The sequence below is a fragment of the Leptospira interrogans genome (genome assembly GCF_900156205.1).
GTDB lineage: Bacteria > Spirochaetota > Leptospiria > Leptospirales > Leptospiraceae > Leptospira > Leptospira interrogans.
The window spans coordinates 81,925-108,189 of sequence record NZ_FTNA01000014.1 but is presented as its reverse complement, the minus strand read 5'-3'; the positions used below and the strand labels follow the sequence as shown (position 1 = coordinate 108,189).

General features: G+C 35.8%; 27 protein-coding genes, 1 tRNA gene and 2 pseudogenes. 12 read left to right on the top strand and 18 right to left on the bottom strand.

The window, feature by feature from the left end:
- A partial coding sequence (locus tag BW942_RS12770) for a DUF1561 family protein (RefSeq protein WP_244552890.1) occupies positions 1–1,337 on the top strand: 1,337 nt, incomplete at its 5' end.
- A 628-nt stretch (positions 1,338–1,965) separates the two neighbouring features.
- Here the strand turns inward: BW942_RS12770 and BW942_RS12765 are convergent.
- The 5 genes from BW942_RS12765 to BW942_RS12745 all read right to left on the bottom strand — a co-directional run bounded on the left by BW942_RS12765 (position 1,966) and on the right by BW942_RS12745 (position 7,432).
- A complete protein-coding gene (locus BW942_RS12765) occupies positions 1,966–2,739 on the bottom strand; it encodes a type III pantothenate kinase (protein WP_017861793.1) in 774 nt (257 codons plus the stop codon).
- Position 2,740: 1 nt separating this feature from the next.
- Positions 2,741–3,499 (bottom strand): biotin--[acetyl-CoA-carboxylase] ligase, encoded by a 759-nt coding sequence (locus BW942_RS12760; protein WP_001181792.1) that lies wholly within the window; start codon positions 3,497–3,499, stop codon positions 2,741–2,743.
- A gap of 1,099 nt (positions 3,500–4,598) precedes the next feature.
- A complete protein-coding gene (locus BW942_RS12755; RefSeq protein ID WP_000468132.1) occupies positions 4,599–5,114 on the bottom strand; it encodes a hypothetical protein in 516 nt (171 codons plus the stop codon).
- 95 nt (positions 5,115–5,209) lie between these two features.
- Positions 5,210–6,535, bottom strand: a complete 1,326-nt coding sequence (locus BW942_RS12750) for a thiolase family protein (protein ID WP_000778965.1) — start codon at positions 6,533–6,535, stop codon at positions 5,210–5,212.
- A gap of 36 nt (positions 6,536–6,571) precedes the next feature.
- The gene (locus tag BW942_RS12745; protein WP_000559672.1) at positions 6,572–7,432 is read right to left on the bottom strand and encodes an acyl-CoA thioesterase; all 861 of its coding nucleotides are present in this window, start codon (positions 7,430–7,432) and stop codon (positions 6,572–6,574) included.
- A gap of 77 nt (positions 7,433–7,509) precedes the next feature.
- On the opposite strand from BW942_RS12745, the gene BW942_RS12740 reads away from it, so the two are divergent.
- Both BW942_RS12740 and BW942_RS12735 read left to right on the top strand, forming a co-directional pair.
- Positions 7,510–7,710, top strand: coding sequence for a hypothetical protein (locus BW942_RS12740; RefSeq protein WP_000885367.1), 201 nt, complete (start codon positions 7,510–7,512; stop codon positions 7,708–7,710).
- Positions 7,691–8,305 carry a TetR/AcrR family transcriptional regulator gene (locus tag BW942_RS12735; protein WP_000856975.1) on the top strand — a complete coding sequence of 205 codons (615 nt, stop codon included), beginning with the start codon at positions 7,691–7,693 and terminating at the stop codon, positions 8,303–8,305. The genes BW942_RS12740 and BW942_RS12735 overlap by 20 nt, the downstream gene beginning before the upstream one ends.
- Here the strand turns inward: BW942_RS12735 and BW942_RS22130 are convergent.
- Positions 8,301–8,366: pseudogene (locus BW942_RS22130) on the bottom strand (pilus assembly protein); the annotation flags it as partial. The gene BW942_RS12735 and the pseudogene BW942_RS22130 sit on opposite strands and share 5 nt — an antisense overlap.
- A gap of 1,071 nt (positions 8,367–9,437) precedes the next feature.
- On the opposite strand from BW942_RS22130, the gene msrB reads away from it, so the two are divergent.
- Entirely contained in the window at positions 9,438–9,833 is a 396-nt protein-coding gene (gene msrB, locus BW942_RS12720; protein ID WP_002070109.1) for a peptide-methionine (R)-S-oxide reductase MsrB, read from the top strand.
- A gap of 115 nt (positions 9,834–9,948) precedes the next feature.
- Positions 9,949–10,860 (top strand): esterase/lipase family protein, encoded by a 912-nt coding sequence (locus BW942_RS12715; protein ID WP_000997772.1) that lies wholly within the window; start codon positions 9,949–9,951, stop codon positions 10,858–10,860.
- A gap of 725 nt (positions 10,861–11,585) precedes the next feature.
- Here BW942_RS12715 and BW942_RS12710 read toward each other — a convergent pair.
- The 3 genes from BW942_RS12710 to BW942_RS12700 are packed head-to-tail and all read right to left on the bottom strand — an operon-like array spanning position 11,586 to position 12,921.
- Complete coding sequence (locus tag BW942_RS12710; protein ID WP_000698127.1) at positions 11,586–12,152, bottom strand: RsmD family RNA methyltransferase; 567 nt, start codon at positions 12,150–12,152, stop codon at positions 11,586–11,588.
- Positions 12,149–12,724 carry a hypothetical protein gene (locus BW942_RS12705; RefSeq protein WP_000799361.1) on the bottom strand — a complete coding sequence of 192 codons (576 nt, stop codon included), beginning with the start codon at positions 12,722–12,724 and terminating at the stop codon, positions 12,149–12,151. Before BW942_RS12705 ends, BW942_RS12710 begins: the two co-directional genes overlap by 4 nt.
- Positions 12,721–12,921 carry a hypothetical protein gene (locus BW942_RS12700; RefSeq protein ID WP_001146757.1) on the bottom strand — a complete coding sequence of 67 codons (201 nt, stop codon included), beginning with the start codon at positions 12,919–12,921 and terminating at the stop codon, positions 12,721–12,723. The genes BW942_RS12705 and BW942_RS12700 overlap by 4 nt, the downstream gene beginning before the upstream one ends.
- Positions 12,922–13,016: 95 nt before the next feature.
- Here BW942_RS12700 and BW942_RS12695 point away from each other — a divergent pair, with 95 nt between their 5' ends.
- The 4 genes from BW942_RS12695 to BW942_RS12680 all read left to right on the top strand — a co-directional run bounded on the left by BW942_RS12695 (position 13,017) and on the right by BW942_RS12680 (position 17,667).
- Positions 13,017–14,024, top strand: coding sequence for a hypothetical protein (locus tag BW942_RS12695; RefSeq protein WP_000966831.1), 1,008 nt, complete (start codon positions 13,017–13,019; stop codon positions 14,022–14,024).
- A gap of 23 nt (positions 14,025–14,047) precedes the next feature.
- Positions 14,048–14,470 (top strand): LIC12806 family lipoprotein, encoded by a 423-nt coding sequence (locus tag BW942_RS12690; RefSeq protein ID WP_000931449.1) that lies wholly within the window; start codon positions 14,048–14,050, stop codon positions 14,468–14,470.
- Positions 14,471–15,129: 659 nt separating this feature from the next.
- On the top strand, positions 15,130–15,831 hold the full coding sequence (locus tag BW942_RS12685) for a response regulator (RefSeq protein ID WP_000244073.1): 702 nt from the start codon (positions 15,130–15,132) through the stop codon (positions 15,829–15,831).
- On the top strand, positions 15,832–17,667 hold the full coding sequence (locus BW942_RS12680) for a sensor histidine kinase (RefSeq protein ID WP_000458679.1): 1,836 nt from the start codon (positions 15,832–15,834) through the stop codon (positions 17,665–17,667).
- A gap of 179 nt (positions 17,668–17,846) precedes the next feature.
- On the opposite strand, the gene BW942_RS12670 is transcribed toward BW942_RS12680, so the two are convergent.
- The 6 genes and pseudogenes from BW942_RS12670 to BW942_RS12645 form a co-directional block, all read right to left on the bottom strand.
- Positions 17,847–18,092: a hypothetical protein gene (locus tag BW942_RS12670; RefSeq protein ID WP_000498075.1), complete on the bottom strand. Its 246-nt coding sequence runs from the start codon at positions 18,090–18,092 to the stop codon at positions 17,847–17,849.
- Positions 18,062–18,229: pseudogene (locus tag BW942_RS12665) on the bottom strand (PIN domain-containing protein); the annotation flags it as partial. The pseudogene BW942_RS12665 and the gene BW942_RS12670, both read right to left, overlap by 31 nt.
- Positions 18,226–19,143, bottom strand: a complete 918-nt coding sequence (locus BW942_RS12660; RefSeq protein WP_000361891.1) for an energy transducer TonB — start codon at positions 19,141–19,143, stop codon at positions 18,226–18,228. The gene BW942_RS12660 and the pseudogene BW942_RS12665, both read right to left, overlap by 4 nt.
- Entirely contained in the window at positions 19,118–20,143 is a 1,026-nt protein-coding gene (ruvB, locus tag BW942_RS12655) for a Holliday junction branch migration DNA helicase RuvB (protein ID WP_001129835.1), read from the bottom strand. Before ruvB ends, BW942_RS12660 begins: the two co-directional genes overlap by 26 nt.
- Positions 20,144–21,310 carry a S1C family serine protease gene (locus tag BW942_RS12650; protein ID WP_000798837.1) on the bottom strand — a complete coding sequence of 389 codons (1,167 nt, stop codon included), beginning with the start codon at positions 21,308–21,310 and terminating at the stop codon, positions 20,144–20,146.
- Positions 21,311–21,531: 221 nt separating this feature from the next.
- Positions 21,532–22,155, bottom strand: a complete 624-nt coding sequence (locus BW942_RS12645; RefSeq protein ID WP_001055381.1) for a trypsin-like peptidase domain-containing protein — start codon at positions 22,153–22,155, stop codon at positions 21,532–21,534.
- A 109-nt stretch (positions 22,156–22,264) separates the two neighbouring features.
- Between BW942_RS12645 and tmk the strand changes: the two genes are divergently transcribed.
- Together tmk and BW942_RS12630 are read left to right on the top strand one after the other, a co-directional pair.
- Positions 22,265–22,879, top strand: coding sequence for a dTMP kinase (tmk, locus tag BW942_RS12640; RefSeq protein ID WP_000791380.1), 615 nt, complete (start codon positions 22,265–22,267; stop codon positions 22,877–22,879).
- 472 nt (positions 22,880–23,351) lie between these two features.
- Entirely contained in the window at positions 23,352–24,071 is a 720-nt protein-coding gene (locus tag BW942_RS12630) for a hypothetical protein (RefSeq protein WP_001163268.1), read from the top strand.
- Between the two features lie 146 nt (positions 24,072–24,217).
- Here BW942_RS12630 and BW942_RS12625 read toward each other — a convergent pair whose 3' ends face one another.
- A complete protein-coding gene (locus BW942_RS12625) occupies positions 24,218–24,604 on the bottom strand; it encodes an LIC10421/LIC12816 family protein (RefSeq protein ID WP_000868567.1) in 387 nt (128 codons plus the stop codon).
- Positions 24,605–24,722: 118 nt separating this feature from the next.
- On the opposite strand from BW942_RS12625, the gene BW942_RS12620 reads away from it, so the two are divergent.
- A tRNA-Arg gene (locus tag BW942_RS12620) sits at positions 24,723–24,794 on the top strand.
- Between the two features lie 469 nt (positions 24,795–25,263).
- Here BW942_RS12620 and BW942_RS12615 read toward each other — a convergent pair.
- Together BW942_RS12615 and BW942_RS12610 are read right to left on the bottom strand one after the other, a co-directional pair.
- Entirely contained in the window at positions 25,264–25,764 is a 501-nt protein-coding gene (locus BW942_RS12615; RefSeq protein WP_001068364.1) for a tetratricopeptide repeat protein, read from the bottom strand.
- Between the two features lie 18 nt (positions 25,765–25,782).
- On the bottom strand, positions 25,783–26,226 hold the full coding sequence (locus BW942_RS12610; protein WP_001118066.1) for a hypothetical protein: 444 nt from the start codon (positions 26,224–26,226) through the stop codon (positions 25,783–25,785).
- Between the last annotated feature and the right edge of the window lie 39 nt (positions 26,227–26,265).

The window sequence follows — 26,265 nt, the reverse complement described above, 5'->3', positions numbered from 1 at the left end:
CTCCCGGTAACATCAGTATTTTGACTTCCATCGCTTGGAATTTAGGAAGCGATCGTTATTTTATTCGTTCAGGAGGTTCAGATAAAAATACGACACCTATTTACTACAATCCCGAAAGTGGACATCTTGCTCAATACAATCCAGTGAGTGGATCGCTCTATTGTATGTATTCTCGGGTAGGTAGTTATAATTGGAATTGGGTGACGTGGGCATTGTGTAGTGATGCGCCTATCAGTAAGGACAATCCAGCTTTTTGGAATGTCTCTTATGAAACGGAAGAAGGTGGAATGATCATGGATTATCAAGGCAACGCACTGAGGGTTGCCAGGTATGGACCTAATTGGGGTGTTGCGTATGCGGTTAAACTTTCTTATTTGAAAAAGGATACAACCTATAACCCGACTTCTCTATTTATCGTTGATAGAAATTTATTGAATTGGGTCCGTTATACAGCCAGTAATCTTGGAAAGACAGATCAGTATTGTCCAGCTGGTAAAAAAGAGAGTCGTGCTAAAAGAGTAAAAAGGACTTTACCATCTGACTTTCAATTAACCGAGGAATGGATTCAGAGGCTTTACGATATAGCAATTTCAACGGTAACCAATCCTCAGGTAAGTGGTATATGCGGAGTTTGTCTACTTCAGACCTTCCAGATATTGGCAGAGCTACAAGAGTATCATTCTCGAGAACCTCTTCAGAGTGGAGGTTACTTCTTCGACACAGCTCCTAATAGAGATCCATTTATCTCATTTAGACAACGTTATCCGGAATTAGACAGTTTATTGTCGCATATACCTAGGGTATATAATTCAGACAGTACTACGCTTAGACTACTGACGTTAGTATCTGCTATGAATATGATGCCTTTGTACGACTGGACGCCCTCTCGTGAATTTACCACTCGATCTGAAATTTTATCTCATATTACCTCGCTTATAGATTCTCCCGCTGGAAGTATTTGGTTGGCGTTAATGAGAAGGCAACGTCCAGACGGAACTATTGCGGGACATTCCGTTCCAATTCTTAGAACCTCTGAAGGATTAGTAGTAATTCCAACAAGAGTACCTTCTTCCATATCACTTGAACTCTACAGAGAATATTTAACACCTACTATGGATCCGATTCAGGCGATAAATAACCTGGAACAACCAGATAGGACTCTGACATATTTTGTAACTATACAGTTAGGAGAGTTTTACGACAATTTTACTGACTTAGTAATCTCTAACAGGAATTGTACCGGGGAAGGGGAAGGCAGAAGAGGCACGGGGGAATATCCAGCCAGTGCAACGGTAAATCAGTGCTCGGAAAGCAGGTGCGCACTACCAAGTCAGTAATCGAAAAAAACGTCTTGTATGTAATAACAAAACAAACCGTTGATGCAGATGGAGATTTTACAAATACAAATCTGCGTCAACTTTGTGAGGAGCAACAATCAAGAATCTCACTCTGAACTTCCTCCGAATTAGTGGGTACGGTCGTGCCAAAAGAAAAGGATAAAAGTATGCTCATAAACCACAATATGATAAAAAATTCAAGAAGAACACGATTGAACAATTGATAAAGTCCAGAAAATCCTACTCATCTCTGTAAAAATAAAAATGGATGTAGAAACTTCATACTTTAAGAAAATTTCTTTCCAAATTTCTATTATGAGTTTGTTCCCAAAACCTCAAAAATTTTACATGATCATTCTTTAGAAACTTTTAATAAAATGCAGTAGTTCCTACAAATTAGGTCGCATTGGTAATTTGTAAACTTTCGAGTAGTTCTAATCTCGTTCAATTTTCGTAGTAGTCCCCACTTCAATCTCACGGGATCGGTGGCAACTCAGTGTCTCGCTTCTACGGTCACTCGAAGTAACTCAGCAAACACCTCTCTAAACTCAATGTATCGCTTCTACGGTCGCTCTGCAGGTCGGAATTTAGAATTTATAGGACAGCTCTATATTAAATTTATCTTAAATTAAGAATTCATTAAGTGTAAAATTTGTAATCCTCGCAAAGTCAGAAGCGGATCGATTTTATCAAAAATTCCTGGATGAGCAGCATCGATTACGGTTACCAAACCACCGGTTCCAATAACTTGATAATCCTGTCCTTTATCTTTTTTGATTTCACGAATAATCCCTTCCAAAAGACCGATCCATCCAAAAAAGAATCCTGCTTGAATCGACTCGATCGTAGAATCTCCTAAAATTTTTCCAGGAGACTGAAATACAATTGGAGGAAGTTGAGAAGTATTTCTTGTTAACGCGTCCATAGAAACTTTTAAACCAGGAGCGATTACTCCTCCTAAATACTCTGGTTTTTCGTTCACCACACAAAATGTAGTCGCGGTTCCTAAATCGATAATGATAGACTTACCCGGAAAATCGATCGCACAAGTGGCGGCGTTTACAAGTCGATCTGCTCCGATTTCATAAGGTCTTGGATAAGAAATGGAAAAAGGCAGTTTCATTTGATAATGAACTCGAATCGCCTCTATCTTAAACCAATCTTGAAACATTCTATCTAAGATAGGATTTAAAGTAGGTACGACGCTGGAATAGATCCCGCCAGTGATCATTTCGTTTTCGATTTTAAATTCTCTTAAAAATCCTCTGAAGAACAAACCTAGTTCATCGGACGTTCGATCCTTTCTAGTTACGGTTCGTTTGTGAAAGAGAGGAATCTTGTTTCCATTTTCAAAAATTCCGAAAACGGTGTTCGTATTACCGACATCTACTGCTAAAAGCATTTTAGTTTAGAGAATGGAAATCCTCCGGACTGTCAATAAAATCCAACCTGGTTCCAGAAGGAGTTTTTAAAATTAAAGAACCGTTTTCACTCAGTCCTTCCAAAATTCCAGTCTGTAATTGTCCGTTTTCTTTATAACGAACGGATTGTCCTTTCCAGAGAAGTAATTCGTTTAACAAAATCAGTTCTTTTTTTCTTCCTTCTATATCTTTCCAAAGAAGAATCGATTCGTTCAAAAAAGGAACTAGCTTTTCCAAAATTTCATTTTTTTTACCTGCACGATTTGGATTCGTATTTAAAAAACCCGCATCAGTAAGATGATTCGGAATCGATTCGTTTTTCCCATATAGGTTCAATCCAACTCCAATGATTAAAGTCATAAAAGAACCTTCGATTTCAGATTCTATTAGAATTCCTGCAACTTTTTTGTTGCCTCTATATAAATCGTTCGGCCATTTAATTTTAATTTCGCGAGTTAGTTCAGGATATACCGAAAGAATCGTTTTACAAACTGCAGTTCCTATAAAAAGAGAAAGTCCTGGTCCCGCGTCAAAATTCTCCAAACCAATTTTTCCAGAAAAGATCAAAGATTCTTCTCCAAAAACTTCCCAGGTTCGATCCTTCCTTCCTCTTCCAGCGGTTTGTTCTTCCGCTACAATCCAAGTCCCATGAGGAAATTCCTTACCTTTGATAACGGTGTTTGTAGAAGTTACGGAATCTAAAAAGATTCCTTTTTCAGGTTGAAGCAATACATTCTGCATGGCCAATACCTTTGTAGTAGCTTTGGATTGCGCAAGTAGAAAATCACTCTTATTTAAATCGTTATCTACAAAATGATAATTAGGTTGAAAACTTTGATTCTTTGAAAATTGTTTTTCATTTTGATTTTAAAACAAAGATTTTTGAAACACAAACGATTAGAGATACATATATTTCTAAAAAATTGAAGAACTACTTTCAATGAACTGATTCAATTGAATCAAAAGCTTTTTATAAATAAAGAATTCCTATTGAATCGAAAATAACAATCAATTATTTAAAATTCTATTTCAAACACGATCCTTAGAGAGCGTTCTGCTGAGTTTCAAACGTATCGATCCCTTTCGCGTTAACTCACGTTTATCTTATTTCTATTTCATAAAAACGGTTAATTGAAGCAGTTTTGTTAATCTGAACTTTTTCAACAATTCTATTTCCTAAGTTGATTTTTTCTAAACCTGTCTCAAAAACTTAAAAGAAATCTTATAATCATTTTAGTAAATTCATTATAAAACGTGGTAGTTCCCACAGAAACGGTTAATTGGCGATTTATGAATATCCGAACAGTTTTTCATGATTCTTAAACTCATAGGAGTTCCTAGAATCTTATGAACTAAAACAACACTGCTTCTATAGATCGCAATGTTAGGCTCTCAACATTTCACTCCCAGAACTCAGCATAACGCTTTCTATAATAGAGTTGTTGAAAATTTCTATAGTGGAGTTTAACAAAACTACTTCAATCGACAGTTTCCATACAACGGAAATCGATGGCGAATTAATTTTTCAACAACTCTAATGCTTATAAGATATTGATTTGGAGTTTTGGAACGGATCTAAAGTTTTGAGAGAGATCTTTTAATTAATTAACCTAAGTTCGGCGTAAAAAAAACGAGAAAGAATTTTCTAAAAGTATGAGTTCTTACAATTTTAGAATTTGTTCGTAAAATCGTGATTGGTGGTAGTTCCCACATTTTAGAAACCAAGATCACAACTTTTTTTAGAAAAATGAAGCATGGATTTCCTTACGTCGAGCCCATGTTAATTAGAAAAATAAAATGTACGAGTTCCGACTTTGAAAAATATGGGAGTTCCCACACTTTAAGTGTCACTATAAAATCTCAAAGTTTGCAGCAGCTCAAATCCTTGGACCTGATTGTAGTATCGTTTGACCACAATGGAACGTGAGTTTGGAACAAGACCGCATACATATGTCCATAACATTTCTGGAACACCAACTTCCACATCATCGAGATGAAAGTTGATACCAAGTGCAAGCTTACGCTGCTCCGTAGCCAAAAAAATACCTACGGGATACTGCTGCACATCAATTACCTCAAATATAACATGAATCGCACCTACCCGAAAAGGGTGAGAAATTATTCCGAACGTGCGTAGTTGGACTCCCGTTTGATCGTGATAGTCTCCTTCAATCACAATATCGTTTGCAGAACACATTCGTCGCAGGAACTTCTTATGCACGTCTACGTGCAATTGAAAGAATCCTACGTCAAATGAAAAAACAACCGTGTCGGTTAGCTCAAGCTCTTCGGCATCGAGTTGAACGAACACACGAAACACGTCCTGCAATTCATATTCAAGAAACACGCCAAACATGTGATCATACATTTTCGTTGTACTCCTCGCCGCCTTGTTTCATAAAATTCAGAGGCGAGGAGGGATTCACTTATTAGAATATTCTAAAAAACGAATTAACCCTTGTATCTTTCAATCAACATGGAACCAGCAATTCCACCGTGAGCACAAGCAGTAATCAGTACCTTATTTGCGGAAGAATCTTCTTTTAAATCCATAATCGCATTTGCAATCAAACGAATTCCAGTTGCTCCAAACGGATGACCAATTGCGATAGAACCACCATTCGGATTGATCTTCTTAGCATCAAAAGATTTTTCCCAATCCCAACCGGTATCCATTTTGATTTGTTCAAGTGCACCTACCGCAGTTGCGGCAAAAGCCTCATGAATTTCAACATAGTCAACGTCTTGAATTTTAATTCCAGTTTCGTCTAACAAAGCCTTGGTGGCAACAGCCTGTCCGATACCCATGTTATTTGGATGAACCCCTTTCATGTGCCAGCCGGAAACCACCGCTTCGATCGTAAGTCCGAGTTCTTTTGCTTTTTCAACAGTAGTAACGATAACACCTGCAGCTCCGTCGGAACGAGGACTAGCATTGAAGATAGAAACCGTAGGGCCATGAGACTTTTTAAGATCCTTGGAATATTTCGTTTTAAATTCTTCAAACTTCATACCAGGGTTATCGAACATAAGCATCGCTCTTCCCATACGAGTCGGGTTTTCTACCAGACCTTCACGAAGGCCAACAGCCTCGTCGATCGTAAGTTCGTTCCCTTCGTCGTCTTTCATAGGAATGATATATGGAGAGTATTTACCTGCTTTAGAAGCTTCTAATGCTCTTTTGAAAGACTCAAACGCAAGTTTATCTTGGATCTCACGAGAAAGACCATAATTCTGAGCAACAATTTCTGCGGTTACCTGCATACCGTAAGAAGTTTCTCCGTCACCAAGTCCGTCTTCCAATGTATCTCTGAGTTCAACTCCCTCGGGAAGATTATCCGGAAGAAGTTTCTTCAACTTATCCAAAGATCCCGCTTTTTTGTTCAAGCGAGCATTTTTAACAACAAAAGGCATAGAAGTTTGAGATTCTTCTCCGATCGCAAGAAAAACTTCTCCTTCACCTAACACGATTCTACGAGCCGCTTCCGCAACCGCTTCCATACCGGAAACACAATTGTTCGCAACGGTGATACAAGCGATTTCATCCCTCATTCCGACCAGGTTTGCAATCACTCTCGCAGAATTAGGAGCATTGCTAAATCCTTCTCCTACTACAACTCCATCGATTTGAGACGGCTTAAGTTTGCTTTTAGCAAGAATATCTTCTGCGACTATTTTTCCCAGGTGATGTCCAGGATAAGGTCCGAGAGCTTTCGCGATCTGAGCAAAAGGAGTTCTTCTTGGTGTACAAATTGCCAAAGGTTTTGTTAATTTCATTTTTTTTCTCCAAACTTAAAATTCTTAATCATAAATTCATTTTTTAGAATATTCAAAATTCTCCACATAGTCCCCTACCAGTTGTTGAAACTCATCAGGAGCTTTTTTAGGTCGAGACTTGGTAAGAGAAACTACTAACTGCTCATCCTGAACCGCAAAATATCTTAAACCAGTTTCAATGTCTGTAACCTCGTGTCTCATATAACTTCGAATCTTTTCAAAGGAATGAATCCAAGTACTTACTTTAATTTTTCTTCCCGCAGGAACCGGATGAAAAAATCGAAATACACCGCCCATAAAAAATAAAGTTGTATCCATTTCTACAAAACGGTCCAAGGTCAAACCGGTTTCTGTGGAAAAAAACCATCTGGAATCTTCCACTATCCTCCAAAGATAAGCCGGATTATACTCTCCAAATATATTTCTTTCGCTATAGAGAGTGATCATGGAAGTATCCACAGTTTTACAAGTTCCTCTAAAATCAGGAATCTGTGGAAATTGATCAAAACCGCTCATCTCCGTTTTCTCTAAAGGAAGAAGATCAATTGGATGCCCGTCCTTTTCTGAAAAGGTAAGAGTTTTAATTTCGGCCGCAATCGTTCCAGTATCCGATAAAACTTTTTGATCCCAAAAAATCTTACCATCTTTCAGAGGAAAAGCTTTCGTTTCCGTTTTTAAACTGGCTCCTTCCATTTGTTGAGCCAGAAATCGAATTTGAGACTCTAAAGGATGAATTTTTATCCCTTGAGATAGAATCTCCCGAATCGAAAAACCATTTTTTTCAAGAGTTCGAAATCTACCTTCCAGACAAAAATTCTCATAAGTCCTGCTGGTAACGTGTCTCTGAGTATCCAAATCGGAAATCCGAGTCACGAGTTGGATTTCATCCGCAATCATATCGGCCTCCGTATTCTTTAGGAGATTCTGACCCTATTTCGCGACCCGTAGGGAGCGAAATAGCGAAATGGAGCGAAATGGCATTTCCTCACATTTGCCTTTGGGGAGATTCTGGCCCTAGTTTAGACGAAGCCAAATTTAGATCAAACAAAAAAAACAGAACGTTCGTTCTGTTTTTTTACATCAATTATCCAAAGTCATTGACAGAAGATTTTTCCGATGGAAAAATGAACCTTAAGAAATCGGTTACGTTCCTCTATGAAAACTCAACCGCGTAAAAAGAAAGAATCCGGAACTGGAGTTCGGGAAAGAATTTTAGATACCGCTACTTCTCTTTTTTACAAACAAGGTTTTTCCAGTACAGGTATGAGGCAAATCATTCAGGAATCCAATTCTGTTGCTGCAAGTCTCTACGATCACTACCCTTCTAAAAAAGAGTTGGGACTTGCGTATCTAGCTCGTCAGGAAGAAAAAACTCTTAGCGATCTTCAAAGTTTGATGGATCGTTATCCAGACCTAGGAGAATTTTTAAGAGCCTGGGTGATTCTCAAAGAAAAACAAATCCGTCACGGAGAATTTGTAGGTTGTCCTTTTGCTGGTTTTGCAAGTCAAGTAATGGACTCCGATCCTGAATATACTGAATTTTTAAAAGACATCGTAAACAAATGGATTCGTATGATCAGCGATTATCTGCAAAAGGCGATCGGATCGGGACAACTCAAAAGAAACATGGACATTCAATACGTGGCGAGAAGAATTTTAATGGCATACCACGGTTCAATTACAATGTGGAGAATGACTCAAGAACTTCGTTTTATTCGTGAGATGGACGATTCTCTTCGTGAAATTGTAGAAGAATATAGAATCCTTTAAATAAATTGCGTAAAAACTTTCCTTTTAAAGTTTTATAAATAGAAAAATTCTTATCTATATTAGAGTTGTTGAAAAATTTCATAGTGGCGATTAACAAAACTGCTTCAATTGCCGATTTCCATAAAATAGAAACAGATGGAGAATTAATTTTTCAACAATTCTATTGATAATTCGTTCTATTTTTCTCTTTTAGCAATACACATCCCGTTAAATCCATTAGTAAATTTGAATATTTTTTTGTATCTTATTGTTAATTGGAACTATGCATAACTAACCGATTGAATTTATAATATATTCTTTAAATAAACCAAAAGTCCTGGGACAATCTCTAAACTTTAAGATCTTTCCCAAATATTTGAATCAATTATTTCAGTATATATTTATGAATCAGATATAAAAAAGGAATCGGCAAATTAAGAATTGAAGATACCAACACTAACATTTGACTACTACCATCGTTTGACGGGTGATAAATATCATAGATAAAATTACCCATAAACAAACAATCCACCATCAATATTGGATATAAGAATGATAATTTGGCGTACCATTTATCAAACATATTCAATTTGACAAGTATTAGAAGTATTATAGATGGAAAGTAAAACGGTAAAAGTAAAAAACTAAATCCAATTGCTTCGAGTTTCGAAGTAATAACAAATGTGATTATCAAAATTAATATTTGAGATAATAGAGATAAAACTAAAAATTGAATAATATTTGATCTCGTAAAATATTTGCTGAACGAATATCTACTTAACATGTTTATACTTGATTATTACCTAAAAAGCTACTACTGTTTTCATTATATTGCTTAGGGAAAAGTATTTTCAAATGGAAGTTTAAAAAACTTATCTTTATTTTTCCTTTCTAAGGAATTCAAGAAAAGGGCTTTTTTATAATTTTAGGACATATAAATTCTTTGTAAAAACTTTCCTTTTAAAGCTTTATAAATAGAAAAATTCTTATCTATACTGATAATTCATTTTTCAGGTAACCAATTCAAAATAAAAACGAATTTTTCATTATGAAAAACAAGATTTTACTCTCAATTATCGTGATATGTTTTGGATTTATTAGTTGTTTAAAGACAAATGGAGATTCAAATCAAACAAACTCTAAAGGAGGAATGATGAATTACGAAGTCAACAAATCTGATGAGGATTGGAAAAAAGAACTCACTCCAGAACAATATAGAATTTTAAGACAAAAGGGAACCGAGATGGCTTTTACCGGAGCTCTGTATAAAAATCAAGATAAAGGCACCTATGTTTGTGCGGCCTGCGGCGCCGTTTTATTTTCTTCTGACACTAAGTATGAATCCGGTTCCGGCTGGCCTTCTTTTTATCAGCCTGTTAAAGACGGGGTAGTCGACAAACAAAAAGATAGTAGCCATGGAATGGAGAGAACGGAAATTCTTTGTTCTAAATGCGGAGGACATCTAGGTCACGTTTTCAATGATGGACCAAGACCTACTGGATTGCGTTATTGTATCAATTCCGCTTCCTTAAAGTTTCAGAAAGAATAAAATCAATATAACTTCCTTAGATTCTCGGAAAAGTTTCTACTTTCTTTTTTTGATTTTCAAGTTGTGGTGATAAGGAAAATCATACCTAAATCCGGATTCAACCGGGAGCAACTTCATGAATGATCACCTCGCCTATGTTTCCGACAATCGTTCCGTTCGTAATCCAATTCTTCAATTTTTAGCAGAGAAATGGTATACGGTTCTTTATTTTTGGCATTCAATCATTGGAATTTTCATTCGATTAGAAGATTCTCCGGAAGGTGATAAACGTCCAGTTGTTCTGGTTCCAGGATTTTTAGGCAGAACCCTTTCTTGGAAATCGATGTATAAACATCTTTCTGCAAATGGACATCCTGTATATACGGTTCCTCTCGGATTTCAAGTGGGTAACATCCGAAAAAAAAGCAAACTTTTAGAAACTTTTCTAATCGAAAAGAATATTCAAAATTGTTATATCGTCGGTCACTCGACCGGAGGTCTGATCGCAGCGGGTCTTACTTATAAAGGAAGAGATAGAGTTAAGAAACTTTTTATTACAGGAACCCCTGTAAAAGGAACTTATCTGGCTTACTTTACTCCTATATTTATTTCGAGCTGGCAGTCCATGCCTGATTCTAAGTTTATTCGGGAAATTGGCGAAGTATTTGAAAAGTTGCCTAACGTTCAATCCGTTTTTACTAGAAAAGATCAGTTTATCCTACCTTCCGAAAACTCCCGTTTAGGTCATTTTGACGACGTAGAACTTCCAGAAGCGGGTCATCTTAACCTTTTTATGGGTCCACTTGGTATCGAGTGTTTGTTCGATTTGATCACCGCGGAGGAAAACAAAGATCCAAAGCCAATCATTAGAAAAGTAGAATCTTCTAAAATAGATCAAAAAACGATCGAATCTTCCGTTACACATTCTAAATCTTTTGCCGTCGCCCAAAAAACAAACTTAAAAACGAGTCATTCAAAAAAGACGGCGAAATCAAAACAAATCCCCAAGAAAAAATCGGCCCCCGCGAAGAAAAAAAAGAAAAAATAACATTCCCATTTTAGAATATACAAAAAATCAGATATATACCTTTGTAATTTGACGAGAGTTATCCATTTTTAAAATAAAAAAACATAGGGAAATATTTTTCTAAGTTCATTGGCGCCTCCTTTCGATCTACGATCAAAAGGACCGCGCTCTGCCGCGACTCCATTTCATTCCGGTCACGTTTTCATCAAAAACGTGACCGCGTTCCGCGTCGCTTAGATCGCTGGCGCTTGTAAAGCAACTCAGAGCTTGCCCCAAAACCTCAAAAAATTTTACACGATCATTCTTTAGCAATTTTTAATAAAATATAGTTGTTGAAAAATTAACTCGCCATCGATTTCCATTGTATGGAAACTGTCGATTGAAGTAGTTTTGTTAAACTCCACTATAGAATTTTTCAACAACTCTAATGTAGTAGTTCCTACAAATTAAGTCGCATTTGGCAACTTTCAAACAGTTCAATTTTATATGAGTTCCCACATTGGACGATTTTGAAATAAGCTCTTAATTTCATAACGTGAGATTGGCATAATTCATTTTTCTGAAAAAAATTGGAATTTGAACTTTACAGATCGATTCTTTAAATGTGGGAACTATTACAAATTACGATTTTACAGTTCAATCCTGAAAATGTAGGAACTACCACAAATTATGATTGTACGAACAAATTCTAAAATTGTAGAAGCCTATACTTTTAGAAAATCTTTTCTCGTTTTCTTATGCAGAATTTACGTTATTTTGATTTGAAAAGTTAAAAAATTTTTTCCAAATCTTCTAGTTTCAAAACCAGACCAGCCTGGATTTACAGGAGATTGAACAAAAACGGCTACGGTAGTGTCTTCACTTAACAAAAGATCAGAAATGGTCCGAATTTTTTCATCCTTCTTATCCCAAAAAGAATAAGGAGGATCTAAAAAAAAGATTCTAGACATTTCGGGAATATCGAGTTTATCATAAAAACGGAATACATCCTTTCTGTAAACTTGACAGTTATTTCCAAATTTAGAAAAAAGTTTTCTAAGGTTATCTGATCTTTCCCAAGCCAATTCGTATAAAACGACTCTTGCAAATCCTCGACTTACCGCCTCCAGACCCATCTGTCCGGAACCCGCAAAAAAATCCACAAACGCAGATTCTTCCTCTATCAATCTACCCTTTAAAACTAGAGAACCGATTATATCAAAAACAGATTTTTTTAATATTGCAGGAGTAAAATTAGTGTTTCCAGCAATCGCGGGAGGAGTTTCGATCGATTTGCCTTTAAATTTTCCAGTTTGTACTTTAAGTATCTTCAAGTTTGTGGTTCCATTTTTTTTTCGATACTGAGTTCCAAAATTCTAATCTTCTTTACGAGTTTTTGGATAGTTCCAAATTCTTTGAGTTTAACAAGAATTTGTTTTGCTTCGGAAAAATTCCCAGCCTCGTATAGAATACACGCGTAGGTATATAGCCCCTCCGCATAACGCACAGAAGACGACCCTTTTTCAGTAAAAATTTTTCCCCAATAGATTCCCGATAATTCGTCCCCCAATACCAGACAACGTTCCAAAAACAAAAACACGGAATTGTAAAAAATTCCAGGATGTGATTCCTTTTTCTCATAAATACTTCTCAGAGTTTTATCAATTTCTTCCGGATCCTTTTCGGAAGCGGTATATAAAAGTAGAATTTTATAATCTACTTCTTCCCTACGCAGCGCAACCCGAGAGACCTTTACTAAAGTATCATAATTTCCTTTTTTGTAAAAATCATATACGTCGCTGAAGTCGGTAGAAAAAACCCTTTGAGAAAAAAATAGAAAGGGTACAAATACGAACCCGAAAAGCCGGTTTTTTACAAATCGCCAAACCGGCCGGGTATTTTTCAAAGTTCGATCACTGCAGAGGAGCCACACATAGGACAAATCGGCCCTTCAGGTCCATAGTCTTCTGCTTCATAAGCATCCTCTTCCCAACGATGATCACAATCTTCACAGGCAAACGTTAACACCTCTTCGCCGGTAACATCTTCATCGTAATCAGTCTCAACTTCAAAATCTTCGTCAAAATCGTAATTGTAAGGCATAGAAATCCACGGAATCAGGGGAGTCCTCTATGTCAAGTTTTAGGGAATTAAAAAATACGTGAACCCAGAATGGGCCTGTAAAAAATCGACGAAGTATGTTGTATCAATCCGGTCTGAAAAGCTACAAAAAGAAAACCAGTTATAAACCCTATATTTTTATTGCCCTTTTGCTGATTTTAAGCGGGACTGGATTTTTTTTTCGCCAAGGGATTAAAAATCTATTTGCAGGTGATAGAAAAATTCTTCTCGAAAAAGAAAGAAAAAACATCCAACAACAGATTCGCTCCGGAGCTCTGGAAGAAACCTCTGTAAAAAATTTTCAAAACGCCGCCAAAGATTATATTCACGCCAATCCTTCGGACGAATTAGGATATTTTTATATCGCATTAGGAAATTATAATTCGTTTTTACTCAACGGATTTTCATTCGATTCCGGAACTCTAATAAAACTCGCCTATTCTGGGTTCAACGACTTTCTCAAAGAAGACGAGTCGTATCTTCCCATTTTAGAAGAAATGTATCGCAATGCACTTCGCGCAAAAGCAATTGATCCCTCTATGAATGAAAATCCGGACAACGAAGTGATGATTGCGTTTGGAGAGACGGTCAAACAACATCTTTCTAGAAAATCTCTCACACAACTTTTGAACTCTATTCCATACGATAAAATTAGCGCCGAATTCAAAACGACTTATATCTGGATTTCTATTTTAGGAGCATCTCTTTCAGGAGATACAGATTTTTTAAAACGAAATTTGGCAAGTCCAGAATCCAGCCAATCGATTCTTCTCACAGAAAGAGAGGCAAACTTTTTAACCGGACTTTCCGAATTCCGTGCAGGCCAGTATGTTTCTTCACTCAATTTAATTCGTAAGGTCAGAAACGAAAACGAAGATTTTATCACAACTGGGTCCTGGATTTTAGAGGCGAAAATTTTCAGACTTCAAAATTTACATCTTAAATCGATCGCCATTTTAGAAGAGTTGTATCCAAAATCGGAAGATAGAAGAGAAGAGATCGTAAAACTGGCAAAAGAAATTATAGAGGAAAAACCTACTCTCAAAACAAAACTCAACTTGGAATTGACTACTACCGATCAGTAAAAATTCCTAAAAATTTTAATTAAATGTTAAACGAAGTGAAATTTTTTTCTCTCCAAAAAATTTTAAAAATTTTTTTCCAAATTATTTTTGCATTTCTACTTTTTTCCTGCGGACTCAAACCAGTTCCTCCTCCAGAAGGTAAGTTCTGCGACGTTTGGCACAAACCAATAGAATGTATAGAATTGGATTTCAGAAAGGGAATCGGAAATCTAGGTCAAGGGATTTTTCCAATGCGCATGAAAAGTATAGTTCTATATAACATCGAAATTGAAAACCTACAAAACGTTTCTGTAGAAGTACTTCACGAACATAGGGTGAGAATTACTTTTCCTGGAAAAGAGCCAAGACTTTATCTAAAGATCAAAGACAAACAAGATCGTGCAAAAAGATGGGAAAAAGCAAAAGAAGAATGGAACGAATTTTTCAGATCGAACGACACACCTTAGGGAAATTATAATAGAGTTGTTGAAAAATGAATTCTCCATCTTGTTTCCGTTTCATGAAATAATCGATTAAAACAGTTCTGTTGATCGCCGCTATGGGATTTTTTTAACAACTCTAATGTTTATAATACTTAAATATTATAATTTCAAAAAACCATTATATAAGTAATACAAAGAATCTTTTTTAATGTAAGTCCGTTTTAAGAATTGTATAAATATAAACAATTTCTGATATTTCTCAATGCTTAAGTAATTTAAAATTTTTATGATAAGCGAAAATTCGATTTAAAGTTTATAATACTTTATTCTATAGACATCAGTAATTAACATTATTCGATAAAAAATTCATCGGGTAGAGTTTCTCAAAATGTAAATTTATAAAAGTTCACATTTCTTAGGGGCTATAAATCGCACCTTATTATTAACATCGTAAAATTCTAAATAAAATCCCTAAAAATGATAAGTCATTAAATAAAATATATTTTATATTTAAAAAATCATTTTATAATATTAAAAATCCTTTTTGAGAAGTTTTCTAATACATGAAAACTCCGCAAATCAAAATTCAACAAGTAAACTGGGGCCAATTTAAAATTTTGAATTCCCGTTCATTATATAGAAAAATTATTTACCAATCGAAATAAATTCGTATAATCAAAACGATGGTACTACAAAAGATTTCCACAACGACTAAATCTAATTATTCAGTTTCCATCGTGGAAGATAACCCACACACCGCACTTAATCTTCAAGAACTTCTTTCCAAGTCTAATGAATTTAAATTTCTAGAACACTATCCAAATTCTCACAAAGCGATTGAAAAAATCCCTCTCAATATTCCCGATATAGTAATTTTGGATATAGGACTTCCAGAAAAGAGCGGATTAGAATGTTTGAAAGAACTCAAAGAAAAAACACCTAACACTAAATATGTGATATTTACAGTTTTTGAAGACGAAGAAAAAATCGTAGAAGCGATACAAGAGGGGGCATCCGGTTATCTTTTAAAAGATACTTCTCCTGAACTGTTTTTGGCGGAACTCAAAGTAATTGTATTAGGAGGAGCTCCTCTTACTCCTAGAATTGCGGATAAAATCATTCGAAAATTCACCAAAAAAGAAGAATCTAAAAATCAACCGATTCAAAATACTTTAGGACTTACAAAAAGAAAACTTCAAATTCTTAATTTTATCGCGCTTGGAATGACCGTTTCCGATATCGCTGACGAACTAGATATATCCAGTCATACCGTTAGCAGACATATAGAAAAGATTTATAAAAAAATGGAAGTCCATTCTAAATCAGAGGCAATTATACGCGGAAGAAGGATGGGAATCATCCAAGACATTCCCGGATACCCTTAGATGTTTTGCATAAGGACATTCGTATTTTTTAATTTTCTTATATTTATTTCATTTTTTACCAATTGCTCTTTTCCACCTGTTTTTCAACAAACTGCAAAACAAGGTGTAATCGACCTTCGAAAATTCAACCTAGAAAAAAATACCGTACAACTGGATGGTAATTGGGAGTTCTATTGGAAAGAACTTACACACGGAAATTTTACAACTCCAAAAAATACTTCTTATTTTCCAGTTCCAGGAATTTGGAGAGACTATGATCCGAACTTCACTCCAGAAGGTTATGCGACTTATCGTCTGCGCGTGTTATGCGAATGTATAAATAAAAATTTTAAAATTAGAATTCCTAGACTTCCGGGTGTTTATGAAGTCTATTTAGACAATCAAAAAGTATATTCAAACGGTTTTGTAGGAACCAATTCTGTAGAAACTTTATTTTTAGCTCATCCTTTAATTACAAACATCCCCGTATCCTCCGGAGATTTTTACATCACGGTAAACGTTTCTACCTTCAAAGGTAATTATCTCAAAGGAGGAATTAGAAAACCTTTTTTGATTGGTAACAGCAATACAATAGACTTCGATCAGAAAAAAGAAGAATGGAGAGAAATCATTCTGATAGTAGTTATTTTTTCTTTCGGAATTTATCATATCGTATTCTTTTTTTCTTATAAACAAGATTCAATTCCTCTCTACTTTGCAGTGTTTTGTTTTTTAGTTTCCGGATATTCATTTATTACTTCAGAATTTCAATTTACGGCCCTTCCCGGGCTTTCTTTAGATTTGAGATTGCGGATCAAATTTTTTTGCGAAGTTGCGTTTTTTCCCACTTCTTTCTGGATGTTACAAAAAATGTTTCCGGTTCAGTTTAGTCGGAAATGGATACAAATTTCTATCGGAACTAACACAGTTTTCCTTTTAGGAATTTTTACATTCAACGAACGTAATATAATTTCTTTTTATTCTTGGTTTATGTATTTTCCTCCGTTTTATGCTTTAGTTTTGATTTTAGGTACAGCGACTGCTGCCTTTAAAGCCAAAGAACTTTTTACTGGTTTTGTTTTTGCGTTTACTATGATGAACGATGGAATCTATGGTTTATACGAAATTTACACCTTATATCCTTATAGTTTTCCTCTGGGACTTGTGGCCTTTGTCGCATTAAATTCTTATATTATATCTTCTAGATTTACAAAAGATTTAGAGAAAACAAAAGAATTTGCACAACTACAAATCAAATACAACAAACAATTAAAACTACAGGCCCAAGAAAGAGAGAGGATTGCCTCTGATATTCACGATTCCATCGGTTCTGAGTTGACTGCGATTCTTTTTGAATTAGAATCCAAAGATAAAAACGATCCTACATTGAAAAAACTCAAAACGGAAGTAAGCCACCTTATCTCGAACGTAAGAGACATCGTTTTTTTAATGCACCATCAGGGAAACAATAAAGAACTAGTAGAAGACGTTATATATAGATACGCGGAAAGAATCGGTGGCACCGGAATTATAAACGTCACAACACAGATAGAAGAAGTTTCAGATTTAATTCATCTCGATCAATGCCTACACATTCAAAAAATTTTTCTGGAAATCATGTCAAACATACTCAGACATTCCGAAGCAAAAAATATTAGAATTTTTTGGTACAAAGAAAATAAAAATTTGGTTTTAAAAGTGTTCGACGACGGAAAAAAATTTAAAATCAATTTAGAAGAACCTTCGGGAATCGGAATGAGCAACATTCAAATGAGATGTAAAAAGTTAGGAGCGAACTACAACTTTCATTCTATGGACTCCGAAAATTTATTTGAATTGAATATTCCAATTTACTAATGCATTAGTTTTTACATTCTAAGTTTGGAAACAAATTGCAAACTCAGAGGAATTTCAAAAGATTCCGAAAATTGGACCGATCATTTTCAGATTATCCATTGAAAGTCAATCCAATCGAGTTTTGGGAAGAATTCATCCAGACGGAACTTTTGAAGATCCACCTGCAAAGAAATAATTTATTACGAAATTCTAAAAACGTTCCTCCAATGAACGTGAATTAGGTGATATTTTTTGTTTTCAACAGGAACTCGTTTTCCTATCTCAAGAAAATAATTATCATGAAATTCGGAAATTCCGATGATCTCCAGTTTTTCTTCCGCAAATTTTATAAGCTCCCTTACCCAATGTTTCACTTCAAAATTTGTTAAAAGACGAAATAATTGATCGAATGTTATCAATTTCGTTTTTTCTCTACGAACGAACAAAGATAAAAATTGAAATCGGATGCAATTTTTCTAATATTTCTATCATATGCACAGATAATAAGTTTCTTTTTCAGGGAATCGGCTATTAACAAAGCGGTGCTTAAATGGATCGAATCTAGAGATTTTAAAAAGGTCAACGAGTACGCATCATAGGAAATATAAAGTTGATTCCGAAAATCAAACCCTGTGCTTTGACTTCATCCGGAACCTTTCCGAAATTTTGTCCTCGGATAGAATCCACACACGCTTGACTCACCACGTCCTGTCCTTGACTGGAAACTAGTCTCGTATCTAAAACCTGGCCACCTTCGCTTAACATAAAAAGTACTTTGACTTGTCCCGGAAGAATTCCTTCTCGAACCACGGTTCCCGCCATATCACGATACGCATAATTACCCCCACCGGGAGGAGCAAAACTTCCTTCGATCTGTTTCAGCATCCGTTTAAAGTATTCGTAACCGGCGAGTTTTTTTCTGGGGATGGAAAGAGCCTGATTTCCGTCCCAACGAAACAGAAAATCCTGTTCAAACCGATAATTAAACGGAATCTTAGTCATCCTTCCGTAGGTTTGAGTACTTTGTTTCGTATTATCAGTGTTAGTTGTTTGAACCGGATCGATCTTATAAATCCCTACTTCAAAAACTTTTTCATCGTTCTTTTCTTTGGTTTCCTGTTTTTGAGTTTCAGAAGGTCTTCTCGCAAGACTTCCCATAATAAATTCTCGAAAAGGACTCGCAGAATGAAACCCTTGTTTTTTTGTGATTCCACCAGCACCCGCCGCGTCCACGTTGGAAAGCGCCTTGTATTCGTCCTTAACGTTTTTATCTACAAAGTCTTGTTCCAAAAGAACCTCGTAGATTTTTTCTTTTTCCTCGTTGCTTTCCATTTTCACCATGGGCTCGCTTCCGAGAATCTTCCATAACATGTTTCTTGTAAGTAAATGTGCGGTAAAAAAAGACGCGAGAGCAAGAACTAGAAAAGAAGCGTAGATCAGTCTCTGATCGTCTTCAGGAATTCCAGAATATTCAGAATAAAGTCGGGTCTTGTCCATGATGTACGGAAAAATCTTCCATTCTTTTCAATTGGCGATAAGCCTTTTCAGTCGCAACTCTACCTGCGGGAGTTCGATTGATAAGCCCAATTCGAACCATAAAAGATTCATAAGTATCTTCGATTGTTTTTTCTTCCTCGCCTACCACAACCGCAATTGCTTTGAGTCCAACCGGACCACCTTTATAACGATCGATCATACAATCTAGAATCTGTCTATCCATACCATCCAGACCCAGATCGTCAATCCCCATCTTTTCAAAAGCCTTCAAACAAAGATTCTTTTTTACAGAAAGATTTCCTTCTACTTCGCTGAAATCACGGATTCTTTTTAAAAGATGATTTGCAATTCTAGGAGTTTTACGGGAACGTTTTCCGATTTCCAAAGCAGCGTCGTCTTCAATCAAAACTCCTAGAATTTTAGAAGAACGTAAAACGATTTGTTTCATTTCTTCATCGTTGTAATAATCTAATCTGAGTTGAATTCCGAAACGACTTTTCAGCGGTTCGCTGATCAAACCGCTTCTAGTCGTAGCTCCCACCAAAGTAAAAGGTTTTAGAGGAATCTGAACCATCTGAGCGGTCACACCTTCTCCGATGACCAGATCGATCATATAGTTTTCCATCGCAGGATATAGAATTTCTTCTAGTTTTTTAGGAAGAGTATGAATCTCGTCTATGAATAAAATTTCATTTTCTCCCATGCTAGTAAGAAGACGGGCAAGATCCGCTCCTTTGGTAATTACGGGAGCCGAAGTAATAGTAAGCCTTGTCCCAAGTTCATTGGAAATGATTCCTGCAAGTGTAGTTTTACCAAGACCGGGAGGACCAGAAATTAAAACATGATCCAGTGCACGTTTGCGATTTTTAGCTGCTTGAACGTAAACGGTAAGATTATTGAGGACTTCTTTTTGACCTATAAATTCGGAAAGAAGAGAAGGGCGAAGGCCCGACTCTTCTTCAAATTCTTCTTCAGGATTCAGAGTATGGGATTTTGCCAATCAGTTCGGTCTTTCCTTAAGTTGGATAGAGATTCTGGAAATGTTCCCTTGACGTACAACGGTAACCGTAATTCTATCCCCTACCTTATTTTTTTTGACTGTACTGACCACTTCCTCGGGAGAATTGATTTTGGTTCCGGAAATTTCAGTGATCACGTCCATCAATTGAATCCCGGCACGGTCAGCGGGAGAATCATTCATAATTTGAACCACAACCGCACCACCTGAAAGATTTAACTTCTTGGCATCATCTTCGTGAAGATAATCTACCCCAACTCCAAGCCAGGCCTGTGCAGGACGTTTAACTTTACCGGTGGTTTTTAATTCTTCCATGATCGCCTTAGCCTCGTTAATCGGAATCGCAAATCCGATTCCAACCGAACCACCACTTTGAGAAGCAATCATACGATTGATACCGATCACACGACCGTTGATATCTAAAAGAGGACCTCCTGAATTTCCTTGATTGATAGAAGCGTCTGTTTGAAGATAATGAACCCCGCTATTATCGATTCCGGTCCTACCAACTGCACTTACAATCCCAGCGGTTAAAGATTGTTCATAACCAAGAGGAGCACCAATCGCAATCGCCCAATCCCCTACTTTTACTGCAGAAGAATCACCGAGTTCAATCGGAACGATTTCTCCTTCCGGTTTGATTTTCAAAAGAGCCAAATCAATAACAGGATCGGAACCGATCAACTCCGCAGTAAACGTCTTACCGGTTTTTAGACGAACGGTGAGTTTATCCATAGAACGAACTACGTGTTCGTTCGTTAAAATATATCCTTGAGTATTGAGGATGATTCCAGAGCCGAGACCGGTTTGTTTTTGTTTCATCACCCTACCACCACCGCCTTGACCTCTACCAAAAAATTGATCAAAGAACGGATCTCCGAAAGGTCCGGGATGAGCTGGAACGTTTTGAATTCTTTCCGTAGCGATGGAAACAACGCTCGGAGAAGCGGTTTGATACACTTCTTCAAATGCTTGTTGAATTGTAATTGCCTGACGAGTTGCAGGGCTCGGTTCCTTATCACCTTTGGCACTTAGAAAGAGAGGACTATTCTGACCGGTTCCACAAAACATCACAGGAGATAAAAAAGCTCCAAGTAGAAGAGAAATGCTTACGATTGCAACATACTTCAATTTTTCCGTATTTTTCATTGAATTCGATCCCTCTGAAAATGAATATCCGCTTGGGTACTAAAAGGATCGACTCGCTTCCGTGACTGTCAAGTTAGATTTAGAAGCGAGTCTTCCCAGAGTACACACATTCGGTTCAAAGAATTAATTAAGACGAAAGAGAGAAGAATTCTTTCGTCTTTAATCGTTAGACCGTAAGCTTAAAAAAGAGTTTCCGTTTTCCTAGTATAAAAACGAGAGAATTATAAAGAAGAACCATGGTGAACTTTCATTTTAACTTTCGGATCTCGATGTTTTTTCATCTGGTTTTTTGCATGGATATATTTACGGATCGCCGCCTCTCCTCTTTGAAGAGTATAGTAGTCCAACTTTTCCACAGGAACTATATCTTCGTCTGGAGTTACTTGCAAAATCGCTAAATCGTTTTTTTTATCCTGACCAATTACAATCGCTTCATAAAATTTACCGGATTTAGATTTTACGAGAAGATGATCATAAGTTCCAATTACGTGAGAGTTCGTTAAAATATAACCTTGCTGATTGAGAACAATCCCATAACCTAAAATCACAAAAGTTTTTTCTAGAAAATGCCCACCCTTAGAAGACAACGATTTAGACTTCAGAATTTTTTCGGTAACAATTGAAACTGAACTTGCAGAAGAAGTAGGATAAACTTCTTCAAAAATATGATGTACTCTAATTTTATCCTTAGATTGAGGGGTGATTAAATCTGCGGAAGAAATTTCCTGTTTGATTTCCGTTTCGGTCGTTTTTATTTGTTGAATTTGAGAAGAACAATCAAAAGAAAAAAATCCTAAATAAACAACCAATCCGAAAAGTTTCAGAATTGAAAAATATAGATTCATAAAGGAATTTTCATTGGATTCCTAATTTCTAAAAAATCCAATGTCTGTAGATATAAGAATGATTTTATACGAATCCATCTTTGTCAAGAATTGAATCGGAACCGTTAGAATGAAGAATAAAAAACCAATCTTTGTAGTTTTTGAAGGAATTGATGGAAGTGGCAAATCTACACTTTGCAAATCGTTAACCGAAAAACTCATTGAACTTGGAATTCCCTCTGCAGCTTTTACCGAACCTACAAATCTGGAAACCGGAAAATATCTTAGAAAGTTTCTCAGAGGAGAAATCGAACTTGGAAAAGAAGAACAAATCGAGGCCTTTTTAAACGATAGAGAAGAATCTTTAAAACAAAATATTCTTCCCGCTTTGAACTCAGACAAAAACGTTTTACTCGATCGTTATATGTATTCTACAGCCGCCTATCAAAGTGGAGACGATTTGTCTCCTGAAATGATTCTTAAAAAAAATCTAAATCGAAATTTCAAAATCCCGGATCTTTTATTTTATTTAGATTTAAGTCCTTCTATAGCCCTTGAAAGACTAAACCGAAGAAAGGAAGGTAAAGAAAGATTTGAAACGTTAGCTCAGCTTGAAAAAATCCGTTCAGCTTACGAGAAAATTCTCCCCAAAGATACGATCCGAATCGACGGCAATAAAAACCAAAATCAAATCGTTCAAGAATGTTTGGAAATTTTTCTCACAAACATCAAAAGTAAATCTTAGAGTCTTTGAGTAACCATAAAACAAGAGGCTAAGCTCCTGCATAAATTCAAAAAATGGAATATTAAAAATTTTCAAATTATTCAATGCAACGTTTTTTGTGCAAACTTCAATATTTATTGAAGATTCAAAAATGATGTTCTAAAGTTTTAGGCAAATTTTTTATAGAATCTAAAAATAATTCACCCAATCAAATTTCCGCACAAAATTGTTGTTTGATGGACGTATTTCTTTAAATAGGAATCAATAAAATGCAAAGTGTTTATTTGTTTGTAGATGAAGAACCATATTTGTATCACGGAGAAAATATAGATATGGAAAATTTAGAATATATAGAAAGTATAACTACTTTGAAAAAACATCAAGGATAATATATAAAGAATTCAAAAGAAAAAAAGATAAAGACTTTGCAATTTCAATACGTCTTTTACATAGTCACTGCTTAGAACACTTTTTCTCCATACTATTCGCCTCGATGCAAGGATATGATGCTATAAATGTATGGTTATTGTTATACACTCCAAAAGATTTAAGGGAATTAATTAGAAAAACCCAATCAGAGATTCCTTTCTTTCGAAAATTTTCAGATGTTAAACCGAACTGGGAATCAATTCTAAACAAAATACACTTTGGTTTAGATTTTTTTAATTCATTTTCAAAAGAAGTTATTCTAAAGACAGTAATCGAACTTGCAGATCGATTTAATTCAGAAACGTATTTCCTCGAATATAATTCCATAAAACATTCTTTACGAAATAAATTTGGATCATTTCAAATTGAAATCGGTCCTTTAGAAAATAAAGTAAAAATTAACGGCGGAGATTACGGCTCAACTTTTAGAAAAATAGAAAGATTATCGAAAAATAACAAATATCACTTATCAACAAGTAAGATTTTTTCTCAGTGGAATCCAGATAGATTATTTAGTGAAATTCAAATTCTATCTTTATTGATATCTAATATTAAGAGTTTCTTGATAGCAATCAATTGTAAAGAACCTCATAAGATTGAATTTAAATTACCAAAGACTGAATTTTTAAAAGACTATCAAAACTTACCGGATCCAGAACTTATATCAGGGAAACTTGAAAGATGGAGTATATCACCTAATTATAAACTTATTGATAAAAATGAACTCCTAAAAATAATCCAGGAAAAATTTCCTGGATTATTTAAACAAGAATACGATATTTAACAATTTTTTATCATTTGAATATCGGACACTCTAAATGGTGACGGTTTTGATCGATCCAATTCTTCCAGACTTTTAATTTTTCGTGATTGGCCTGCTTTTTTCTATAAGCCATTTAGGATTTTCAGATTTCTTATCTTGACGAATCATCAACGACTTTCGATCTGAAATTCCTTGAGAGTAACTTCATGACGATCTGCTTGGCGATCTAATGAATCTGCCATTTTAAATAACTTTTCTTTTCGAACTCTTGCTTGAAGAAATTTTTCTCCTCTGGAAAGTTTTGCCAACTCTCTCAGTTCGCTGGCTCTAGCTCTTTTAGCTACGGCAGTCGCCTTAAGATAATTTGCAATCGCTTGTTTTTGTCCTGGAGTAATTGCACTTTCTACGAGTGCTTTTTCCAAAAGCCTTTCTTCTTCCTCTTCACTGACTGAAAAGATCGGATTGAAAAATCCAAATGCAAAAATCAACATTAAAACGGAAACTAACCCGTGTAAAAAAAGTTCTTTCCATGTATTCAGAAACGAAACCTTCATCTCTAACCTCTATCTTCAGGAAGACGATTTCATACCCGATTCCTTTTTCAAGGACTTTCTGCCCTATTCGGGTTTCCATTTGACAACACAAGACTCTCCACAAAACTCATTTGTAAACGTACCTATAGCTCAACGGATAGAGTACAGGCCTCCGGAGCCTGTGGTCCGGGTTCGAGTCCCGGTAGGTACATACTAAGGATTAGTTAGTGCATTACATAATGTTTATGTAGAACACGGAACTTTTCGTAAAAGCGTTTGTAGCAATCCTTAAAGAGCGTTACAAATACGACATGAGCGCAAAAAACGCCGTGGAACAAGTTTAATAGGATCTCAGACTGCATAGGCAAATACTTATGTAACGCTTCCTATGGGCGCGTTACAGGTACATACTAAGGATTAGTTAGTGCATTACATAATGTTTATGTAGGACTCAAAGCTTTTTCGCAAAAGTATTTGTAGAATCCTTAAAGAGTCGTTTACGAGTACGACATGAGCGCAAAAAACGCCGTGGAACAAGTCAAATAGGATCTCAGATTGCGTGCATAAGATCCATAGGGAAGAACTTGCTGAATTTCCCGGTGGATCCAACAGCACAAGCTGGATTCGCCTAAATTTTCTTACGTTGAACTCACCTTAAAATACAAAGAGCCAAATCTACATCAGTTATAACGGATATAAATTCTCTTCAAGGCAAGATTTGCAGGAGGATAATTTGGCTGAATTTGAATCGCCTTCTCGTATTCCAAGCGAGCCAATTCGATATGACCCAAAATTTCCAAACAGGAACCAGCATTAAAATAAGGATACACTGGGACCTCATAACGAGGAGCCAACTTTGCTTTTTCAAACCAAGAAAGTGCCTCTTGAAAACGTTTTTGCTGAAGTAAATAAACCCCTATATCATTATAAGGATTTCCTAATGTAGGATCCGTTTCAATTGCAATTTTACAAAATTCAATCGCACGATTTAACTTACCAGCAAGAGAATAAGACCAACCTAAAAACGTCCAGGCTTCTGAGGTGGGTTTTGCGGCAATGGACATTCTATAATGTTTAGAAGCCAGTTTGAGATTTCCCTTGGTTTGATAATCGTAAGCGGTCAAAAAATGTTTCTTCGCTTCTTCCGATTCTCCAAAAGATTGTAAGTAAATTGGATTCATCTATACTTTAGACGACGTTCATTTTATGGAAAAGTTTAAGAATTTCAGAAAGGTGGTATTAAAAAAATTATCCACTTCATTTGAAAAATGATTGTAGAGTAAAAATCCACACCAGTAAAACAAAGTCGCACTCACAAGAGTTTTTGCAAGAGATCTACCGATTTGGGGAGAAGCGGAATAAAAAATTCTCAATAAGGCCACAGGCCATAAAAACAAAAGAAAAAAATAAAAACCTTTTCCGATTCCGTAAACCCAAGAAACAATTTCCACAGGATAACTTTGAGTCAGACGTTCATAACTTGTTTTGAGTTCCGGAAAATACTGAAAAAAATAAAAGATAAAAACGAAAACAAAAACGATCTTCCAAACGAATTCAAAATCGGAACGAAACAAAACCAAAGTCAATCCGCAAAACCAAAAAAGGAAAATTGGAAATACGATTTGTTCTAAAAGTCCAGGCATAAAACCTCGTTTCTATTTTTTAACATCGACACTTCTAAC